This window comes from Streptomyces sp. NPDC051180 (assembly GCF_040689545.1).
Taxonomy (GTDB): Bacteria; Actinomycetota; Actinomycetes; order Streptomycetales; family Streptomycetaceae; genus Streptomyces.
The window spans coordinates 420,950-440,475 of the sequence record NZ_JBFBBC010000003.1; the positions used below are offsets into that span (position 1 = coordinate 420,950).

A 19,526-nucleotide genomic window follows, 5' to 3' on the forward strand; every position below is an offset into this window, starting at 1 on the left:
CGCGCCCGCGCGCCTCCCCCCCCGCCCTGGCGCGGCGGGCCCCCGCGCGCCGTCCGTGCGCCTCGGCCCGCCCCGGCGCGGCGCCCCCCGCGATGCTCAGCCCGCGATGCTCAGCCCGCGATGCTCAGCCCGCGATGCTCAGCCCGCCGCCCGGTCCGCCAACGGCCGCCTGCGCAGGGCAGGTTCGGTCAGGACCGGCGGACGCCAGGCCCCGTCGGGGTGGTAGAGGTTCGTCCCCGGCGGGACGATCGCGTCGATCCGGTCCAGGGCCTCGTCCGTGATGACCACGGTCGAGCCCTTCAGCAGCCCCTCCAGCTGCTCCATCGTCCGCGGCCCGATGATCACGGAGGTGACCGCGGGGTGCGCGGCGGCGAAGGCGATCGCCAGCTCGGGCAGGCTGCAGCCGATCTCCTCGGCGAGGACGACGAACTCCTCGACGGCGTCGAGTTTGGCGGCGTTGACGGGCAGTGCGGGGTCGAAGCGGTGCGGGGTGAGCTTCGGCCGCCCGCTGGTGAGGTCGACGGGGGAGCCCTTGCGGTACCGGCCGGTGAGGAAGCCGGACGCGAGCGGGCTCCAGGTCAGCACGCCCATCCCGTACCGCTGGGCCACCGGCAGCACGGACGCCTCGATCCCGCGTGCGAGCAGGGAGTACGGCGGCTGCTCGGTGCGGAAGCGGCGCAGCCCGCGCCGCTCGGCGACGGCATGGGCCTCGACGATCTCCTCGGCCGGGAAGGTGGAGCAGCCGAACGCCCGGATCTTCCCCTGGGTGACGAGGTCGCCGAGGACGTCGAGGGTCTCCTCGACGTCCGTCCGGTGGTCGGGCCGGTGCACCTGGTAGAGGTCGATCCAGTCGGTGCCGAGCCGCTTGAGGCTGTTCTCGACGGCGAGGGTGATCCAACGGCGTGACGAACCGCCCCGGTTGGGCCCTTCGCCGCCCATCGGGAAGTACACCTTGGTCGCGAGGACGGTCTCCTCGCGGCGCCGCGGATCGCGCAGCGCCTTGCCGACGATCTCCTCGGACTCCCCGGCCGAGTACATGTCGGCGGTGTCGACGAAGTTGATGCCCTGGTCCAGGGCGGCATGGATGATCCGTACGGATTCCTGGTGGTCCGGGTTGCCGACGGCACCGAACATCATGGTGCCGAGGCAGTACGTGCTGACGTCGATCCCGGTCCCGCCGAGTGTTCGATAGCGCATGCGCGCACTCTAGGAATTGGAGTGCACTCCAGGGCAAGGGAGTTCGGCGGCGGTCGTGGGGGCCGGCGACGGGTCGGCACGGAGGGCGGTCAGCGGCCGGCGTCGAAGCCGACGATCAGCCGGTGCAGCGCCTCCGGACGTTCGAGGTGCAGGTCGTGTCCGGTGCCGGGGAGGCTCGCGCCGTGCAGACCGGGCCGGAGCCGGACCATCTCCGCGTACTCCTCGCCGCCGATGACCCCGCCCTGGCCGCCTTCCCCGCCGTGACCGAGGACCACGAGGACGGGGCAGGCGATGGCGGTCCACTCGTCCCAGAAGGCGCGGGAGCAGAGCTCGTCGAGGGACCGGACCATCACGTCGGGGTCGAAGCGGGGCCGGAGCCCTCCGTCGCGCTCCTCCAGCCCGTCCGCCCAGCCCTCCCCGACGGGCCGCTTGCCGCCGCCGAGGTACGTCACGGCCGCCTCGCGCGTGGGGAACGGCAGCGGCCATCCCCGCAGCCAGTCCCCGATGGCCGCCGGCAGGTCCGCGCCGGCGCCGCCCGGTCCCGCCTCGACGAGGACGAGGGCGCGGACCAGCCCGGGGTGCGCGGCGGCGGTGAGGAGCGCCGTGTGCCCGCCGAGCGACTGGCCGACCAACAGCGGCTTCACGAGGCCGAGTTCCCGTACGACGGCGACGACGTCGGCGACGTAGGCGGCCCGCGAGGCGTCCTCCGGCCGACGCTCGCTCGCCCCGTGCCCGCGCTGGTCGAGCGCGACGACCCGGTGACCCGCGCCGCGCAGCAGCCGCGCGGTGGCGTCCCACTCCCCGACGTGCCCGGCGAGCCCGTGGAGGAGGAGGACGTCGGGCCCGGCGCCGCCCCAGTCGCGGCAGGACAGCCGCACCCCGTCACGCGTCACGGACCGTTCCGACCAGGAGGAAGTCGTCATCCCGCCATCCTGCATCACCGGCAGGGCGCCTCCTAGCGGTTGAGGAGCTGGTCGGCGACGGCGGTGCGGGCGTAGAGGACGGAACGGCCGCTGCGGTGCGCGGTGACGAGTCCGGCGTTCCGCAGGGCGATGAGGTGCTGGGAGACGCCGGCGGCGGACAGGCCGCAGTGGGTGGCGAGTTGCGTGGTGGACGACGGGGTGTCGAGCTCGGTGAGCAGCAGGGTCCGCGAGCGGCCGAGGACGGCGGCGACGGCGTCGGCGGCGTCGCTGGTGCGGGGCTCCCAGACGGTCCCGATTCCCCGTGCCGGATAGGCGAGTTGGGGCGGGTCGGGGTGGACGGATCGGGTGAGGACCTTGGGCCAGGCGAACACGGACGGGATGAGCAGCAGCCCGGAGCCGGCCTGGTCGCGGGTGAGCGCGCAGTGGCGGCGTACGAGCCGCAGCGTGCCGTCGTCCCACCGTACGGTCTCGTGGAGCTCGCTCAGGACCCGCGCCGAACCGTGCTCGGCGACCTGCCGGGCCCGGTGGAAGACGTCGGCCTCCAGGACCTTCTGGATCCGGGCCCAGTAGGGGGCGAGGGCGAGCTCCCAGTACGCCTCGATCTCCGCGGCGACCTTCCGCAGCGCGTCCTCCGGCGCCTCCCGCAGCACGGCGAGCCGGGGGTTGCCGGGACGGCCGGGCCCCTCGCCGCCGTTCTCCTCCCGCCCGAGCGTCTCCAGGTCGCGTCGTACCTGCTCGGCCGGGGTGCGGCGGATGGCGTCGAGTTCGGCCTCCAGGGTGGGGAAGGGGCCTGTGGGGGTCGGGTTGAGGAAGTCGGCCAGGTACCCGCGGCCGGGGATCAGCGCGTCGAGCCATCCGCGGTCGAGGCCGGCCCGCGCGATCCGGGGCCCGACCTGCGCGATCCAGCGGCGGTGCGGCGCGGTGTCGGGCTGCCGGACGAGGATGCGGTAGCTGGTGACGACCTCCCACATGGGGGAGACGGCGAACCGGGTCTGGGCGAGGTCCGCGGCGGAGAAACTGAGTCCCGAGTCCATGTCTCCCTCTCCTGTGCCCTCTCCTCGACGGCACGGCCGCAGGCCAGGACGCCCGCCCCGAATGGATTCGGCCCCAGCTTAATCATTGGAGCGGCGGGGGAGTCGGGGAGCACGCTCCCGCCATGCTCTCCTCCTTCCGCGGTCTCCCGTCCGTCGTCTGGACGATCTTCGCCGGCACGATCGTCAACCGCCTCGGCTACCTCGTCACGCCCTTCCTCGTCTTCTTCCTCGCCTCACGGGGAGTCACCGGCACGGAAGCCTCCTACGTCCTCGGAGCCCTCGGCGCGGGCAACCTCCTCGGCCCCGCCGTCGGCGGCGTCCTCGCCGACCGGATCGGCCGCCGCCCCACCATGCTCATCGGCCTCGTCGGCGCCGCAGCCGCCCAGGGCACCCTGTTCCTCGCCCCCGGCGTCTGGACCATGGCCGCCGCGGCCCTGCTGATCAGCGCGGCCGGCAGCACCGTCTCCCCGGCCGCGTACGCCCTCCTCGCCGACGCCGTCGACGGCGACAGCCGCCGGCGCGCGTACGCCCTCTTCGGCTGGGGAGTGAACATCGGCACCGCCGTCGCCGGCATCCTCGGCGGCTACCTCGCCGCCCTCGGCTACTGGATCCTCTTCGCCGTCGACGCCGGCTCGATGCTCCTCTTCGCCCTCGTCGTCGCGCTCCGCCTCCCCGAACCCGAGCGGGCGGCCGGCCCGGCGGCCGCCGGGGACGGCCTCGGCTACGGCGTCGTCCTCCGCGACCGCCTCGCCCTGCTCCTGCTGCCGGTCTTCGGCGTCCAGCTCTTCGTCTACTCGCTCACCGAGGTCGCCCTGCCGCTCGCCGTCCACGACAGCGGCCTCTCGCCCGCGGTCTACGGCGCGATGGCCGCGGTCAACGCGGTCCTGGTCGTCGCCCTCCAGCCGTTCACGACCGGCCTGCTGGCCCGCTTCCCCCAGCTCGCCGTGCAGAGCGCGGGCAGCGTCCTCATCGCCGTCGGCGTCGCCCTCACCGGCATCGCCGACACCGTCGCCGGCTACACCCTCTCGGTCGTCGTCTGGTCCCTCGGCGAGGTCGTCGTCGCCGGCATCGCGGCCGCCGTCTTCGCCAACCTCGCCCCCTCCCACGCCCGAGGCCGCTACCAGGGCGCCTTCAGCTGGACCTGGGGCCTGGCCCGCTTCGCCGCCCTCACCCTCGGCGTCGCCGCCTACACCACGCTCGGCCCCGCGGCCCTCTGGTGGACGGCCCTCGTCGCCGGCACCGTCACCGCGGCCCTCACCCTCGCCCTCACCACCCGCGTCGCCCGCCGCACCGACCACACCCTGGCCGCGTGACCCGGCCTCCCTCGCTCCGGCCTACTTCCCCCCGGCCAGCGTGTGGGCCACGAGCGCGTTCGCGTGCCCGTGGCCCATCCCGTACTCCGTCTTCAGCCACGACACCAGCTCCATGTGCTTCGTCAGCGGCGACGAACGGATCAACTCCTGCCACTCGCCCACCGGCCGCCCGTACTTCTTCTCGATCGACGGAAAGTAGCTGGCCGGACCCTTGACGACGTTCTCGGACACGATCTTCTCCTCTGCACGATGGGCACCTGCCTTTGAAGACCCCCACCCTGCCCGGAACTCATCGCTGCCCGCGCCCTCAATCCCGCCGGATGTGCTCCGGATCCACATGCCGCCGCACCATCGGCACCGACGCCAGCCCCGCCGCCACCATCACCCCCACCACACACGCCCCCAGCACCGGCAGCCCCTCCCAGTCCCAGTGCACCGCCCCACCCCCCGTGATCAGGTAACTCGACTCCGCCAGCCACCCCGCCACCACCGCCGCCCCCAGCCCCACCCCAAGCGGCACCACCACCTGCACCACCTGCACCCACCTCAACGTCCCCGCCCTCGCCCCCAACAACACCAACGCCGCCACCTGCCCCCGCCTCTCCAACGCCCTGTCCGCCACCGACACCACGAACGCCGCCACCCCGATCACCAGCCCCAACACCATCCCCACCACCAACAAACTCCGAATCACCCTCAACTGCGCCAACGAATCCACCACAATCCCCACCGGATCCACCTCCACCGTCGGCGCCACCGCCCCAATCCCATCCAGCACCCCCCGCACGGTCCCCTCCTCCGCCCCACTCACCAGCGTCAACGTGCCGTCGGCATCCGCCAGACCCGGCGGAAGAAGTGAGGGGGGTACGAGAAGGGCACCTGATGTGACGACGGATACGTCCCACGGGCGAACGTCGATCTGCTCCGCGGGTACCGTCACCAGGACCTTCCCGCCGTTCTTCAGCGCGAACGGGTAGCGCTCCCCCGGCTTCGGGTCATAGTCGGACGGTGTGCGCTCATCTCGCAGCTGCATGATCCTGCCGTCGACACACCCTGTCGCCCGCTCCGTGACGGCCGAAAGCTGCGCGCAGGTGGCGACCACGAGATCGGCGTGCGAGAAGTCGGCTTCCTCCATCCGGCGCCACGAGGTGTAGGAGACCACCTGCTGCTCCACCCCCCGTACCTGCCCCAGCTCCCGTCGTTGAGCGGGTCGGAGCTCATCCAGGCCGATGGCGTACTCCTGGAGGGGAGCCGTTCTGCGACTGACCTGATTGAGCTCTACGAGGACTCCCTGCGCGAGCGAGGTACCGAACACCAACAGAACGAGCCCGGTGGCCACGCGAAGGGACGACCCCGGATCCACCTCTGTTCGTCGCATGGCAAGCGTCAACGGCAGCGCCCTGGCGCCCCGCGCCATCCGCTCGGCCAACCAGGCAGTGACGGGCGCCAGCCCCAGCACGAGTCCGGCCCCGGTCAACAGAACGGAGGCGGGAACCAGAACGGAACTCGACGAGCCGCCCGACGGATCCCGCCCCATGACGCTGAGTGCGCAATAGCCACCGATCACCCCCAGCCCGGGGATCAGGAGAAGCGTCCCGAACTTGCGCGGCGGCTTCCGTTCTCCCGTGCGCCTCACACTGATGGGCGACAACGCCGCCCGACGGGCACTGAACAGTCCTACTACCCAGGCAAGTGCGGGGCACCCGAGTAGGCACACAGCGACCGTCGATGAGTCGGGCCAGGCGTCCTTGGGATACCACCGGAGACCTGGCAGCCCCACGTGTGCCATCACCTCGTTGAAGCCGAGATACCCCACGATTCCGAGCAAGGCCCCGGCGAAGGCGGCCATGAGGCTCTCTCCTGCATTGACTCGCATGGTGTCTTTGGCGCTGAGTCCGATGAGCCGTAGGGCCGCAAGGCGACGAGCCCGTGACTCACTGGACAGCCGCGCGCAGACGGACAGAAAGATGCCAAGGGGAAGGAGAACGATGCATCCGAGAGTGAAGCGAAGGATCTCGACCGTCGAAGGATCAATGATTTTCTGCTTCGAGTATTTGCTCCCGAAGTGGCCCAGGGGTACAGCGTTCGGGAGTGCCTGTGGAGTGGTGCCGATGTAGGCATAAAGGTCGTCCTGGCCCCCTAGCCCTTCAGCCTTGATGACGCCGGTCACACGCCCGGGAACGAGGCCGGAAACGGCTGGGTGTGCTGCCATGATCTCGCGCAGCTTTGGCGAGATAACGGATTCGCCGGCACCCGGTAGCCGAGAAACACCAGGGGGAAGCGGGCTTGGTCCTGGTCTGGTGCGCGCCACAAGAACTCGACGGAGCGGTTGCGCCCCATACGGATCATTGCGTTCCACATACACGAAGCTGCTTGCCGGGTCACCGAGTCTGGGCTCGCGTGCAGCTGTCCGAGCGTCATGGGCCGCGAGAATCGAGGGAATGGAGAGTGCAGCGGTGAGGCAAGCAACTCCCAGTGCGGATCCGAGAGCCATCAGAAGAAAGCGGATGCGCCCCCTGCGCTCGCTTCCCCACAGCAGGCGCATACCGAGAAGGAAGGTGCTCACGCCGTCACCAGTTGTGTCAGGACCCCGTCTGACATCTGGTACTGCTTGTCGGCCTTCGCTGCGACCTCTGCGGCATGCGTGACAATGACCACCGCCGTCTTCTGTCGGCGTGCGAGGTAAAGAAACTCGTTCAGTACGGTCTCTGCGTTGGCGCTGTCCAGAGCCCCGGTCGGCTCGTCAGCGAACACCACATCTGGCCTGTGCACCAGGGCTCGTGCAACCGCGACGCGTTGACTTTGACCGCCTGACAGCTTGGAGGTCCGGCGGCGCAGCAAATCGCCTAACCCAAGCCGCCCCAAAACCTGTGCTGCGACGGCATAAGCATGGTCTTTGCTGATGCCAGCCAGACGCAGTGGTAGGGCAGCGTTCTCTTGGACGGTTAGCTCCGGAAGTAGCTCTCCGTACTGGAAGACAAACCCGAGGCGTTCCCGGCGCAGTGCGCTCAACTCGCCATCAGGGAGTGACCCGAGATCGATGTCATCGAAAACCACTCGGCCGCTCGCTGGTGGCAGGACACCTGCGAGGCAGTACAGGAGGGATGACTTGCCGGACCCACTGCTGCCCATGATTGCGGCAACCTCGCCCCGCTCAAGAACGAAGTCAGCGCTGCGGACCGCGTGGTAAGTACCGTAAAAGAGATCCACGCCCTCGGCGCGGAGGATGCTGTCCATCGCTTGGCGAGCTCCATAGAAAGGGGAGCCGCCCCCCGGCGGCTCCCGTAACCATCGATTACCTACGTGAGAACTTCTGCAGCTTCGCGCAGTTGTCCGGGCGCAGGGCTCCCCGGTCCCGGCAGAGCTGAACCTCCACATCGCGGGTCACCAGAAGTGCCGGGTCCTTGAGGACCCGATCGATCCTGACGGTCTTCTTCTGTACGCCCTTGATGCGGCCCTTCGGGTAGGCGGCGATCTGGACTTCGAGGTAGACGTTGTGGCCGTCATCGGGCGATGAGTCCGTCAGCTTGCCCTGTACCTGAAGCCCGCTGGGCTGCTGGCTCTGCGGCTGCCACCTGTACTTGCCGACGAAGGTGGCGCCTGGTGTCTCCATCTTCCAGACGTGCCACGAGTCCGCCATCGCCACCCCCATCCCCCCGAAGAACAGCCCCGCGGCCACCACCGCCGTAGCCAACTTCCGCATGGATAACCCCTGTTTGGTCGAGCCGACTGGTCATCACAGAAAGTAGCGGCAGGGATACGGGGTGGAGTGCGCAGGAACGTCCCTCCCTCGGAGGACCGCCCGAAACGGTGAATGGGGGGTGGGGATGGGGTGCGTACAACCTTCGTGGGGGTGTGGGGGTCAGGGGAGGTATGACAACTCAGAGTGTTTCGCGTCGGGTTCGTGTGGCAGTGGTGCCGGCGGTGGCGGTGTCCGTGGTGTGGGGCGTGGGGGCGGCGGGGCCGGCCGCGGCGGTGAGTGATCAGTTGTGGGTGTACTCGAATCCGTATGAGCTGGTGTTGCCGGGCGGGGCGGAGGGAGGGGCGGCGGGGCCGGAGAGGTCCGTGGCGCTTCAGGTGTCGCACGACAACCAGGAGAACGAGGTCGGGGCGGGGCGGATCCGGGTGGACGCGAGTGGGCTGGCGGCGTTCGCGAAGGTGAGGTGGCCGGAGAACTGTGTCGTGGAGACGGTGGAGTCGGCGGTGTGTGACGTTCCGGCGTTCGTCGGGACGGAGCCGGTGACGGCGGCGGTGCTGGGGGTGCGGGCGCTGGAGGGTGCGGGTGCCGGGGCGGAGGGTGTGCTGCGGTACACGGCGAGTGCCGGGGGGATGGAGTCGTACCCGGGGGAGACCCGGGTCGTGCTGGGTGACGGGCCGGACCTGGCGCTGAGCCAGTCGCCGCGGAGGGACGGTGTGGCGCCGGGGAGCAGGATCACGGTGCCGGCGACGCTGGCGAACAACGGGAACCGTACGGCGCAGGGGGCCCTGCTGCGGCTGTTCGCGTCGCGGGGGCTCGGTTTCGTGGAGCGGCCGGCGAACTGCGAGTACCTGGACACGGAGGTCGGTACGGAGGCGCTGTGCGTGCTGGACGAGCCGATCGCGCCGGGGGATTCGTTCGCGCTGGCCAACCCGTTGAAGGTGCGGAAGAACGCGCTGTACGACCGGTACGACTACTCGGTGGAGCCGTACTCGGCGGAGGCGCTGGAGGCGGCGCGCGCGGGGCGGACGTTCACGCCGGGGACGGGTGCCGAGCTGAACCTGGTGACCGCGCCGGCGCTTCGGACGGCCACGGCCGCGGGGACCGCGAAGACCGGCGCCCGGACGGCGGTCGAGGCGCCCGTGCCGGATCTGGACCCGCAGGACAACTACCGCTCGGTGATCGTGCACGCCGCCAACACCGCCGACCTCAGGCTGCGGGGAAGCCGGGTCGAGGGGGCCGTCGGGGCGACCGTGCGGGCGGAGGTCACGGTGAAGAACCGCGGGCCGGCGTGGATCGCGTCGCTCGGTGCGGGCGAGCCGGCCGCGACGGTGGACGTGCGGGTGCCGGCCGGTACGACGGTCACGGCCAAGCCCGATTCCTGCTCGGCGCTCAGTGAGGGTGGCGAGTGGCTGGAGCAGCAGCTGGGGGCGCCGCGCTACCGCTGCACGACGCCGATCTACCTGTACGAGAACGCGTCGCACACCTTCGGCTTCGACCTGCGGATCGACCGGGCCGGCAAGTCCCGGTCCACGGTGGCGCTGGACAACGACCAGTCCGAGCCGCCGGTCCGTTCCTTCGACCCGGACCTGACCAACAACACGGCCGCGATCGTCGTCAACGGCTGACGCGGGACGGGCCGGAGCCCGTACGCCTGCGGGACGCTTCGGCGTCCGCGTACCACCGGACCCCGAGGGGCCCCGCCCGTACAGGGTGGGGCCCCTCGGGGTCCGTGCGTGTTCACCAGGTGGCGGGGTCGCCGCCGAGGGCGCCGGCGAGGAGGGTGCGGAGGTGGTCGGCCTCGGGGAGCAGGGTGGCTTCGATGTGGTGGTCGTCGTGGCCGGCCAGGGTGAGTTCCTGGATGCGGCGGAAGAGGAGCCGGTCACCGGCGGCGATCAGGGCCGCGGCGGCGCGCGGGGCGATGGAGGGGGCGGAGCCGTCGCCGTCCGACGTGGGCATGGCCGCCGTGAGCGCCTGGGCGAGCGCCTCCTCGCGCTGGTCGTGGAGCTCGCGGAGGCGTGCGGTGAGGGTGGGGCTGTCGGCGACCATGCGGGCGAACGCGTGGCCGGTGAAGCCGACGACGGGGTCGTGGGCGAGGAGGGCGGCGCGGAAGGTGCGGGCGAGGGCGGTGAGCGGGGCCTCGTCGGGAGCGCGTTCGGCGACGGCCCGCCCGAGGCCCTGGGTGAAGACGTCGAAGTGGTCGAGGGCCAGGTCCTCCTTGCGCGGGAAGTAGTTCGTGACCGTCTTCTTGGCCACGCGCGCCGCCGTGGCGATCTCCGCGATGGTGGTCCGCTCGAAGCCCTGGTCGATGAAGAGCCGGGTGGCGCAGTCGGAGATCAGCTGCCTGGTCTCCTGCTTCTTGGACTCGCGGAGTCCCATCTCGGTAGCCATGGAAAAATCTTACACCCGTGGCAAAAATACTCTTGACCGACGTGGGTGGTCGGATCTAAGTTTACGTCCGTTGCAAAAATATTCTCGGGGAACGACGGGTGGTCGAACGCGGCCGGCACCGTCGTGTTCCAGGTCCTCGACCACGCCAGGGAGTCCACATACAGAACGTCGCCTCACCCGCAGCGCCCCAGGGCGCGCAGGAGCATCGACCGGACCCGCACCACCTCCCGTCCTCGCTGTCCTTGCCCTCCTCGCCGGCCACGTCCGTCCGTTCTCACCCGTCGGGAGCCGCCATGCACGTCACCACCTCCACGCTGTCCCTGACCGTCGCCGACGTGGACGCCTCCCGCGACTTCTTCCGTACGCACCTCGGCTACGAGGTCGCCATGGCCGCCGACGGCTTCGTCTCCCTCCGCCGCGACGACGCCGCGGCCGACGTCGTGCTCCTCCGCAGCGGCAGCGAGGTCCTCCCGCCCGAGCAGCGCGACCGCCGGGCCTCGGGCCTGATCCTCGCCCTCACCGTCTCCGGCATCGAGGCCGAGGAGCGCCGCCTCGTCGAGGCCGGCGCCCCCGTCACCATGCCGCTCCGCGAAGAGCCCTGGGGCGAGCGACTGTTGCAACTCACCGACCCCAACGGCGTCGTCGTCCAACTCGTCGAATGGGCCACGCCGGCCGTCGAGGAGCCCCTCCCCACCGCCACCGCCACCGCAGAGGAGTTCGCCATGCACGTGATCACGCCCACCGACGAGAACGTCACCACCTCCCCCAACGCCCGGATGACCGGCCTGGCGGCCCCGAGCCGCGGGAGCGCGGAACTCAGCACGTGGACCGTCGAGATGGAGGCATGTCAGACCGGTCCCGAGCACGTCGTCAGCCGTGAGCAGGTGTGGACGGTGACCTCCGGGGTTCTGGAGGTCACGTGCGGGGCGTACAGCGAGAAGGTCGGGGCGGGTCAGACGGTCGTACTCCCGCCGGGCGTCGTCCGCCGGATCCACGCCCCGCTGGCGGCCGAGGCGCACGTCGCCATGCGCGCGGACGGCGTCGCCTCCGTCCCCGGCACGGAGGGCACCCGCGTCCTGCCCTGGGCGCGGTAGCAGGAAGGTCCGGGCAGGGAGCGGTCCGTGGGGCCGCGGCTCAGCCCTTCTTGCGCAGCACGATGTAGCGGTCCTGCTGGAGAAGGTCCATGTAGTGGAGCGATCCGTCCTGCTGCATCGTGATCAGCCGGTAGATCGACTCGTCGGTGGCGCACGGGTCGCCGGGTGAGGAGCGGGTCACCCGCGACGCGTACGAGGCACGGCTCGCGTCGGCGTCGGTGAGCGTCCAGGCGGCCTCGCACCAGGTGCCGGTGGCCGGCGTCTCGGTGCGGACCTTGCTCTTCTCCTCGCTCGACGCCGACTGGGCGATCGTGAGGGTGACGGTGGTCATCTCCCCGTCGGTTCCCCTGCCCTTGCCGACCCACGTCCCCAGGTACTTCGCGGGAACGATGTCCGGCCCCGGGGTGTCCGTGGAGTCGGGGTCGGGGCTGTCCTCGGTCGGATCGGGAGTGCCGCCGCTCGGATCGGGGCTGCCCGACAGCGGGTCCTCGGGTGTGTCGGGTGGGGAGGACTCGGTCGGCGAGTCCGTCGGGGAGCCCGTGGACGAGTCCGCGGAGGAGTCGTCCGACGGCGTGGTCTGCCGGGGGTTCGCCGAGGTGTCCCGCCGGCCGTCGTCCCGCAACTGGTCGAACAACAGGTACCCGCCGCCCAGCAGCAGTACGCCGACCAGCGCGGCGAGCGGTACGCCGTACCTGCGCCGGCCCCCCGCGCGCTGCGGGTACGGCGGATGCCCCGGCACCGACGGCGGATGGCCCGGCGGGGCGGGGGCCGCAGCTGCCGTCGCGATCGGCCCGGCGATCGGTACCGGCCCAGTGGTCGCCCCGGCGGCCGGCCCCGACATCGGGGCCGCGGTCGGGACCGGCGGGTACGTCCCGGCCGGCCCCCCGGGTGCCATGGTCGGCGGGCCGAACCCCGCCGCGACGGGAGGCCCGAACCCGGAAGCGCTGGGACTACGGGGAGCCCCGGCCCCCTTCACCCCGGTCCCCGTCTCCTCGGCCCGCCCTTCCCCGGTCTTCTCCTCCCCGCCTTCCCCCTCCCCGGCCCGCCCTTCCCCGGTCTCCCTCTCCCCGGGTTCGCCCTCTCCCTCCAGATCCAGGAGCTGGACGGCGCTGCGCCCGACCGCCGCCGCCAGGGCCACGGGCAGCCAGTCGCCGCGTCCCAGCCGGGCGGCGGCGGTGCCGTCGTCGTCGAGGAGTTTCCGCAGGCGTTCGGGGGTGGGGCGGGCGGACGGGGCCTTGGCGAGGCAGTCGTGGACGAGGGAGTGCAGGGGGCCGGGGAGCTCGGAGAGGTCGGGCTCCTCGTGCAGTACGCGGTAGAGGAGGACGGGGGCGCTGACTCCGGAGCCGAAGGGCATGGTGCCCGTCGCGGCGTACGCGAGGAGCGCGCCGAGCGAGAAGACGTCGCTGGCCGGTCCGGCGGGGAGCCCGTTCGCCTGCTCCGGCGACATGAAGCCCGGGGAGCCGAAGACCGCGCCGGAGCGGGTGAGCACGGTGGTGGCGTCGAGGGCCCGGGCGATGCCGAAGTCGATCAGCCGGGGCCCGTCCAGGGTCAGCAGGACGTTCGACGGCTTGACGTCCCGGTGGACGAGGCCGAGGCCGTGCAGATGGGCGAGCGCCTCGGCGAGGCCGACGCCGAGAGTACGGACGACCGGCTCGGGCAGGGGGCCGAAGTCCTGCACGGCGTCGGTGAGCGCGGGCCCGGCGACGTAGCCGGTGGCCACCCAGGGGTGCACGCCCTCGGTGTCCGCGTCGAGGACCGGCGCCGTCCAGGCGCCGCCGACCCGTCGGGCGGCGGCCACCTCCTGGCGGAACCGGGCCCGGAACTCGGGGTCGCCGGCCAGGTCGAGGCGGACCACCTTGACGGCGACCGTCCGTCCGCCCGCGGTCCGGCCGAGGTAGACCCGGCCCATCCCGCCCGCTCCGAGCTGCCGCAGCAGCCGGTACTCGCCGACCTGCCGCGGATCGTCCGCTGCCAGCGGCTGCATGCCCACGCTCCCCCCGAGCCCGGCGCCCGTGTCCCCCGACCGCGCGTCCGGAGCAGACGCTATCGGCCCGTGACCGCCAGCGGGACGTGATCGCGAGGAACGACGACGGAGGTGACGCCCCACCCAGCGGCCGAACGCCCGGACTGCGCCCCGCCCGCCTCCGGTCCCCTGGCGGACCCACGTTCTGCCCGAGGAAGACGGGCCGGAGGCGGACGTCCTGATCGCAGGGCCGCCCGCATCAGGGGCTTCCGGCGGTGCGCCAGACGTCGGGGAGGGTGAGCCCGGGCACCGGTCGCGAGCGGGGGAGGTCGATCGGGCAGCGGCCCGATGCGCGATCGAAGTCGACCGTGGCGCCCGAGAGCCGCGCCCGTGTGAAGCCGACCGTGCTGTTCGAGAACATCGCGCCGGTGAAGCCGACCCGGCCTCTGGAGAACGAGGCTTCCGTGAAGTCGACCACTCCGCCGGAGAACTGCACCCCGGTGAAGTCGACCGTGCCGCCGAAGAACCGCGCCAGGGTGAAGGCGACGTCTCCGCCGAAGAACCGTGCCTCGGCGAAGCTGACCGTCCCGGCGCTGAAGGTCGTGCCCGCGAAGTCGACGTCCGCGCCGAGGAAGGCCGCGTGGAGGAAGTCGACGGTGCCACCGGAGAACTTGGCCCGGGTGAACCTGACCGTGCCGGAGGAGAAGGCCGACTCCGCGAAGGAGACGAGATCGCCGGAGAACCCCGCTTCGCTGAAGTCGACCGCGCCGCCGGAGAACCGGGCCTCGTTGAAGAGGACCATGCCACCGGCGAACTTCACCTTGCTGAAATCGGTCAGCCCGCCGGAGAACGTCACCCCTGTGAAGTCGGTCAGGCCACCGGAGAACCTGGCCCGGGTGAGGTCGACCACGCCGGCGGAGAACACGGCGCCGGTGAAGTCGACCGTGCCGCCGGAGACGTGCACCCCGGTGAAGTCGACCGTGCCGCCGCGGAAACGCGTCCCTGTGAAGTCGACCCTCCCGCCGGAGAACACCGCCTGGGAGAGATCGACCGTACCGCCGGCGAACTCCGCGTTCGAGAAGTCGCCGCCGTCGAAGACGACGCCCGTGAAGTCGAGGTGGAGCCCTCCCCAGGAGTGCGGTTGATCGGAGAGGCGCAGGTGGTCGCGGACGAGCCGGATCACGGTGTGGCGTACCTCCCGTAAGGACAGATAGGCGTGCCGGGCAGCGGTGTCGCCGACCGGGAGGTCGGCTTCGGCCGCGTAGGGCAGGCGGAGGTAGGCGCACAGCACGTCGACGCAGGTCTGGCGGAGTTCGCGCGTGGGGGCGTCGTCGGCGAGGCCGGCCAGGGCGTGGACGCCGCCGAGGCGGACGGCGGCGGAGTCGTCGCCGAGCTGGGAGACGGCCGTGGTGAAGCGTTCGGTGTGCAGGCGGGTGGCATCCCGCAGAGCGCCGTCCTCGTCCACCCGCTGGCGGCGGTAGGCGACGACCAGGGCCACCAGGGCTCCGGCGCCCGCGACGACCCCGAAGGACAGCTTCACCAGGTCGAACAGCGTCTTCGAGTCGATCTTCGGTTGCTGCTGGAGCTCCCGGGCGCCGAGAAGGTCCCAGCCGGTGTAGAAGACGAAGCCCGCCGTCAGGACCGCCGCCGTGAAGGCCAGCACGAGGACGAGGCCGACGTTCCACAGGCGCAGTCCGCGCCGTTCGGCCCGGCGCCGAGGGGTCGGTGTGGTCACATCCACAAGGACAGTCCAGGCATGAGCCCGGTGGCAAGAGGCCCGACTCCGACCAGCGCGCAACGGCGGCGCGGCCTTCGGGCTCCCACGACGGTGACCGCCGAACGTCGAAGGGCCCCACCGCGAACGGTGGGGCCCTTCGACAACGTGCCCGGTGAGGCACTGGCGGAGGATACGAGATTCGAACTCGTGAGGGGTTGCCCCCAACACGCTTTCCAAGCGTGCGCCCTAGGCCACTAGGCGAATCCTCCGCGGCAAACAATACAAGACGTTGAGGGGTGCTCGCGAACGTGATCGGTTCGAGGTTCCTCGGGGTGGGATCGGGGAGGGGGTGCGGGTGGAGTTCGGGCGGGATCGGGGGGACGGAGGGGGCCGGGGATCGGGTACGCTGAGCGAAGCCCCTCACGCGGTGCTATCTGACTGAACTCCCCCAGGGCCGGAAGGCAGCAAGGGTAGGTCGGCTCTGGCAGGTGCGTGGGGGGCGCTTGCGTTTCCGGGGCCGGACCGGGACAGGGCGGGACCGGGCTGTGCCCGTGCCCGTGCGGGGCGGGGCCGTACGGACGGGGCGCGAGGGTCCACCGGACCGGCGCTCGGGGGACGGGGCGCGGGGGGCCAGGCCCGTGGTGGTGGCGGTTTTTCCCGGGTTGTCGGTGGGCGCCTATAACCTCGTACATGTGTCGTCTCTCGCGCTCTACCGCCGCTATCGCCCCGAGTCCTTCGCCGAGGTCATCGGGCAGGAGCATGTCACCGACCCGTTGCAGCAGGCCCTGCGGAACAACCGGGTCAATCACGCGTACCTGTTCAGCGGTCCGCGCGGCTGCGGGAAGACGACCAGTGCGCGGATCCTGGCCCGCTGCCTGAACTGCGAGCAGGGGCCGACGCCGACGCCGTGCGGGGAGTGCCAGTCGTGCCGCGACCTCGCGCGGAACGGGCCGGGGTCGATCGACGTGATCGAGATCGACGCGGCGTCGCACGGTGGTGTGGACGACGCGCGTGACCTGCGGGAGAAGGCGTTCTTCGGGCCTGCGTCGAGCCGGTACAAGATCTACATCATCGACGAGGCCCACATGGTCACGTCGGCGGGCTTCAACGCGCTCCTGAAGGTGGTCGAGGAGCCGCCGGAGCACCTCAAGTTCATCTTCGCGACGACGGAGCCCGAGAAGGTCATCGGGACGATCCGGTCGCGGACCCACCACTACCCCTTCCGGCTGGTGCCGCCCGGCACGCTGCGGGAGTACCTGGGCGAGGTCTGCGGGCACGAGGGCATCCCCGTCGCGGACGGCGTGCTGCCGCTCGTGGTGCGGGCCGGCGCCGGGTCGGTGCGTGACTCGATGTCGGTGATGGACCAGCTGCTCGCCGGCGCCACCGACGACGGTGTGACGTACGCCATGGCCACGTCGCTGCTCGGCTACACGGACGGATCGCTGCTGGACTCGGTCGTCGACTCGTTCGCGTCCGGGGACGGGGCCGCCGCGTTCGAGGTGGTGGACCGGGTCATCGAGGGTGGCAACGACCCCCGTCGGTTCGTCGCCGACCTCCTGGAGCGGCTGCGCGACCTGGTGATCCTGGCCGCGGTTCCGGACGCCGCCGAGAAGGGGCTCATCGACGCCCCGGTCGACGTGATCGAGCGGATGCAGGCGCAGGCGTCCGTCTTCGGCGCGGCCGAACTCAGCCGCGCGGCCGACCTGGTGAACGCCGGACTGACCGAGATGCGGGGCGCGACCTCGCCGCGGCTCCAGCTGGAACTGATCTGCGCGCGCGTGCTGCTGCCCGCCGCCTTCGACGACGAGCGCTCGCTCCAGGCCCGGCTGGACCGGCTGGAGCGCGGGGCCGCCGCCGCGCCCGCCCCCGTCTTCACGCAGGGGCCGCCGGCACCCGCCATGGGGTACGTGCCCGGGCCCGAGGCCCACACGCCGATGGCGCCGCCGCCGCCCGCCCCGGCGCCCGTCCAGGCGGCGCCGGCCCCCGCTCCCGTGCAGGCGCAGCCCGTCGCGGAGCCGTCCGCTCCCGCCGCCCCGCGGCCCGGCGCGTGGCCGGGGGCCGCGGCGCCCGGCAGCGGTGCGCCCGGTGCGTGGCCCGGCGCGTCCGCCCCGGCCGCTCCGGCGGCGTCGGCTCCCGCGGGCGCCTGGCCGGGTGCCTCGGCTCCGCAGGCTCCGCCCGCCGCCGCCCCCGCTCCCGCGCAGCCGTCCGCTCCGGCCCCGGCCCCGACGGGTGGCGGCGGTGGGGACACGGCGCAGGTGCGGAACATGTGGCCGCAGATCCTCGACGCGGTGAAGAACCGGCGCAGGTTCACCTGGATCCTGCTCAGCCAGAACGCGCAGGTCGCGGGCTTCGACGGCACCACGCTCCAGCTCGGCTTCCTGAACGCCGGCGCCCGCGACAACTTCGCGAGCAGCGGCAGCGAGGAGGTCCTGAAGCAGGCCCTTGCCGAGCAGTTCCACGTGAACTGGAAGATCGAGGCGATCATCGACCCCTCGGGCGGTGCCGCGCCCCCGCCCGCCGCGACCGGCTTCGGCGGCTCGGGCGGCACCGGCGGATTCGGCGGCGGCCGGCCCGCGGCGCAGGCCCCGTCCTTCCAGCAGGCCCCCGCGCCCGCTCCCGTACAGCCGCAGGCGGCGTCCGGGCCGGCTTTCCCGCAGGCGGCTCCTACGCAGGCCCCCGCGCCCGCGTACAGCCCGCCGGCGCCGCAGCCCGTGGCGCCCGAGGACGACGTGCCGGAGGAGGACGACCCCGACCTCGTGGACTCCGCGCTGTCCGGGCACGACCTGATCGTGCGCGAGCTGGGAGCGACCGTTGTGGAGGAATACACGAACGAGTAGGGGCGTCTCGCTCGGTGGCCCGCACAAGGGGCATCCCGGCCCGCGGGCTACCCTGGCTGGCGTGAAGGTCCTCGTCATCGGCGGCGGCGCCCGCGAACACGCCCTGTGCCGCTCTCTCTCCCTCGATCCCGACGTCACCGCTCTGTACTGCGCGCCCGGCAACGCCGGAATCGCGGAGGTCGCCGAGCTGCACCCGGTCGACCAGCTGGACGGTGACGCCGTCGCGCGCCTCGCCGGCGAGCTCGGTGCCGAGCTGGTCGTCGTCGGCCCGGAGGCCCCGCTCGTCGCGGGTGTCGCCGACGCCGTCCGCGCGGCCGGCGTCCCCGTCTTCGGCCCGTCCAAGGAGGCGGCGCTGCTGGAAGGCTCCAAGGCGTTCGCCAAGGACGTCATGGCCGGAGCGGGAGTGCCCACCGCCCGCAGCTACGTCTGCACGACCCCCGAGGAGATCGACGAGGCGCTCGACGCCTTCGGCGCTCCGTACGTGGTCAAGGACGACGGTCTCGCCGCCGGCAAGGGCGTCGTCGTCACCGCCGACGTCGAGCAGGCGCGGGCGCACGCGCTCGCCTGCGACCGGGTCGTCATCGAGGAGTACCTCGACGGCCCCGAGGTGTCCCTCTTCGCGATCACGGACGGCACCACCGTCCTCCCGCTGCAGCCCGCGCAGGACTTCAAGCGCGCGCTCGACGGCGACGAGGGCCCGAACACCGGCGGCATGGGCGCGTACTCGCCGCTGCCCTGGGCCGACCCCAAGCTGGTCGAGGAGGTCCTCGGGTCCGTCCTCCAGCCGACGGTCGACGAGCTGCGCCGCCGCGGCACGCCGTTCTCCGGTCTGCTGTACGCGGGTCTGGCGATCACCGGCCGCGGTGTCCGGGTCATCGAGTTCAACGCGCGCTTCGGCGACCCGGAGACCCAGGTCGTCCTGGCCCGTCTGAAGACCCCGCTGGCGGGTGTCCTGCTGAACTCGGCCAACGGCACCCTGGCCGACCAGGCCCCGCTGAACTGGTCCGACGACGCCGCGGTCACCGTGGTCGTCGCGTCCCACAACTACCCGGACACCCCGCGGACCGGCGACCCGATCGAGGGTCTGGACGACATCGCGGCGCAGGACGCCCCGCACGCGTACGTGCTGCACGCCGGCACGAAGCGGGACGGCGACAAGGTCGTCAGCGCGGGCGGCCGGGTGCTGTCGGTCACCGCGACCGGTTCGGACCTGACCCAGGCCCGCGAGCGGGCGTACGCGGCGGTCGGCCGTATCCGTCTTGACGGCTCGCAGCACCGGACGGACATCGCGCGGAAGGCCGCCGAGGGCTGATCCTGCCCCGTTCCTCCTGAGGCCGTGCGGTGGCGAAGACGTGGACCG

Annotated in this window: 15 protein-coding genes, 1 tRNA gene and 1 other RNA gene; 6 read left to right on the top strand and 11 right to left on the bottom strand. The window is 72.0% G+C overall.

All coding sequences use genetic code 11. The annotated features are described in order from the left end of the window. Positions 1-138: 138 nt before the first annotated feature. The 3 genes from AB0424_RS08705 to AB0424_RS08715 form a co-directional block, all read right to left on the bottom strand. Positions 139-1,197, bottom strand: a complete 1,059-nt coding sequence (locus tag AB0424_RS08705) for an aldo/keto reductase (RefSeq protein ID WP_366303265.1) — start codon at positions 1,195-1,197, stop codon at positions 139-141. An 89-nt stretch (positions 1,198-1,286) separates the two neighbouring features. Next, a complete protein-coding gene (locus tag AB0424_RS08710; protein ID WP_366303266.1) occupies positions 1,287-2,120 on the bottom strand; it encodes an alpha/beta hydrolase in 834 nt (277 codons plus the stop codon). Between the two features lie 32 nt (positions 2,121-2,152). Further along, entirely contained in the window at positions 2,153-3,154 is a 1,002-nt protein-coding gene (locus AB0424_RS08715) for a DUF5937 family protein (protein ID WP_366303267.1), read from the bottom strand. A gap of 122 nt (positions 3,155-3,276) precedes the next feature. Between AB0424_RS08715 and AB0424_RS08720 the strand changes: the two genes are divergently transcribed. After that, a complete protein-coding gene (locus tag AB0424_RS08720; protein WP_366303268.1) occupies positions 3,277-4,467 on the top strand; it encodes an MFS transporter in 1,191 nt (396 codons plus the stop codon). A gap of 21 nt (positions 4,468-4,488) precedes the next feature. Here the strand turns inward: AB0424_RS08720 and AB0424_RS08725 are convergent, their stop codons facing one another. From AB0424_RS08725 to AB0424_RS08740, 4 genes are all read right to left on the bottom strand, one after another. Next, positions 4,489-4,698 carry a DUF4287 domain-containing protein gene (locus AB0424_RS08725; RefSeq protein ID WP_366303270.1) on the bottom strand — a complete coding sequence of 70 codons (210 nt, stop codon included), beginning with the start codon at positions 4,696-4,698 and terminating at the stop codon, positions 4,489-4,491. Between the two features lie 76 nt (positions 4,699-4,774). Beyond that, positions 4,775-7,012 (bottom strand): FtsX-like permease family protein, encoded by a 2,238-nt coding sequence (locus tag AB0424_RS08730; protein ID WP_366303389.1) that lies wholly within the window; start codon positions 7,010-7,012, stop codon positions 4,775-4,777. Positions 7,013-7,029: 17 nt separating this feature from the next. Next, entirely contained in the window at positions 7,030-7,704 is a 675-nt protein-coding gene (locus tag AB0424_RS08735; protein WP_366303272.1) for an ATP-binding cassette domain-containing protein, read from the bottom strand. A 58-nt stretch (positions 7,705-7,762) separates the two neighbouring features. Continuing rightward, positions 7,763-8,170: a hypothetical protein gene (locus AB0424_RS08740; protein ID WP_366303274.1), complete on the bottom strand. Its 408-nt coding sequence runs from the start codon at positions 8,168-8,170 to the stop codon at positions 7,763-7,765. A gap of 362 nt (positions 8,171-8,532) precedes the next feature. On the opposite strand from AB0424_RS08740, the gene AB0424_RS08745 reads away from it, so the two are divergent. Next, positions 8,533-9,792: a hypothetical protein gene (locus AB0424_RS08745; RefSeq protein ID WP_366303276.1), complete on the top strand. Its 1,260-nt coding sequence runs from the start codon at positions 8,533-8,535 to the stop codon at positions 9,790-9,792. A 112-nt stretch (positions 9,793-9,904) separates the two neighbouring features. On the opposite strand, the gene AB0424_RS08750 is transcribed toward AB0424_RS08745, so the two are convergent. Then, positions 9,905-10,543, bottom strand: a complete 639-nt coding sequence (locus tag AB0424_RS08750; RefSeq protein ID WP_366303390.1) for a helix-turn-helix domain-containing protein — start codon at positions 10,541-10,543, stop codon at positions 9,905-9,907. Positions 10,544-10,848: 305 nt separating this feature from the next. On the opposite strand from AB0424_RS08750, the gene AB0424_RS08755 reads away from it, so the two are divergent. Beyond that, a complete protein-coding gene (locus AB0424_RS08755; RefSeq protein ID WP_366303277.1) occupies positions 10,849-11,649 on the top strand; it encodes a VOC family protein in 801 nt (266 codons plus the stop codon). Positions 11,650-11,689: 40 nt separating this feature from the next. Here the strand turns inward: AB0424_RS08755 and AB0424_RS08760 are convergent, their stop codons facing one another. From AB0424_RS08760 to AB0424_RS08770, 3 genes are all read right to left on the bottom strand, one after another. Next, positions 11,690-13,633, bottom strand: a complete 1,944-nt coding sequence (locus tag AB0424_RS08760) for a serine/threonine-protein kinase (RefSeq protein ID WP_366303279.1) — start codon at positions 13,631-13,633, stop codon at positions 11,690-11,692. A 238-nt stretch (positions 13,634-13,871) separates the two neighbouring features. Next, complete coding sequence (locus AB0424_RS08765; protein ID WP_366303281.1) at positions 13,872-15,347, bottom strand: pentapeptide repeat-containing protein; 1,476 nt, start codon at positions 15,345-15,347, stop codon at positions 13,872-13,874. A gap of 163 nt (positions 15,348-15,510) precedes the next feature. Next, positions 15,511-15,598 (bottom strand) — tRNA-Ser (locus tag AB0424_RS08770). Positions 15,599-15,740: 142 nt separating this feature from the next. Here AB0424_RS08770 and ffs point away from each other — a divergent pair. The 3 genes from ffs to purD all read left to right on the top strand — a co-directional run bounded on the left by ffs (position 15,741) and on the right by purD (position 19,478). Beyond that, positions 15,741-15,839: signal recognition particle sRNA small type (ffs, locus tag AB0424_RS08775), an RNA gene on the top strand. A 182-nt stretch (positions 15,840-16,021) separates the two neighbouring features. Further along, positions 16,022-18,166: a DNA polymerase III subunit gamma and tau gene (locus tag AB0424_RS08780; protein WP_366303282.1), complete on the top strand. Its 2,145-nt coding sequence runs from the start codon at positions 16,022-16,024 to the stop codon at positions 18,164-18,166. 61 nt (positions 18,167-18,227) lie between these two features. Further along, entirely contained in the window at positions 18,228-19,478 is a 1,251-nt protein-coding gene (gene purD / locus AB0424_RS08785) for a phosphoribosylamine--glycine ligase (RefSeq protein ID WP_366303284.1), read from the top strand. The last annotated feature ends 48 nt before the right edge of the window (positions 19,479-19,526 follow it).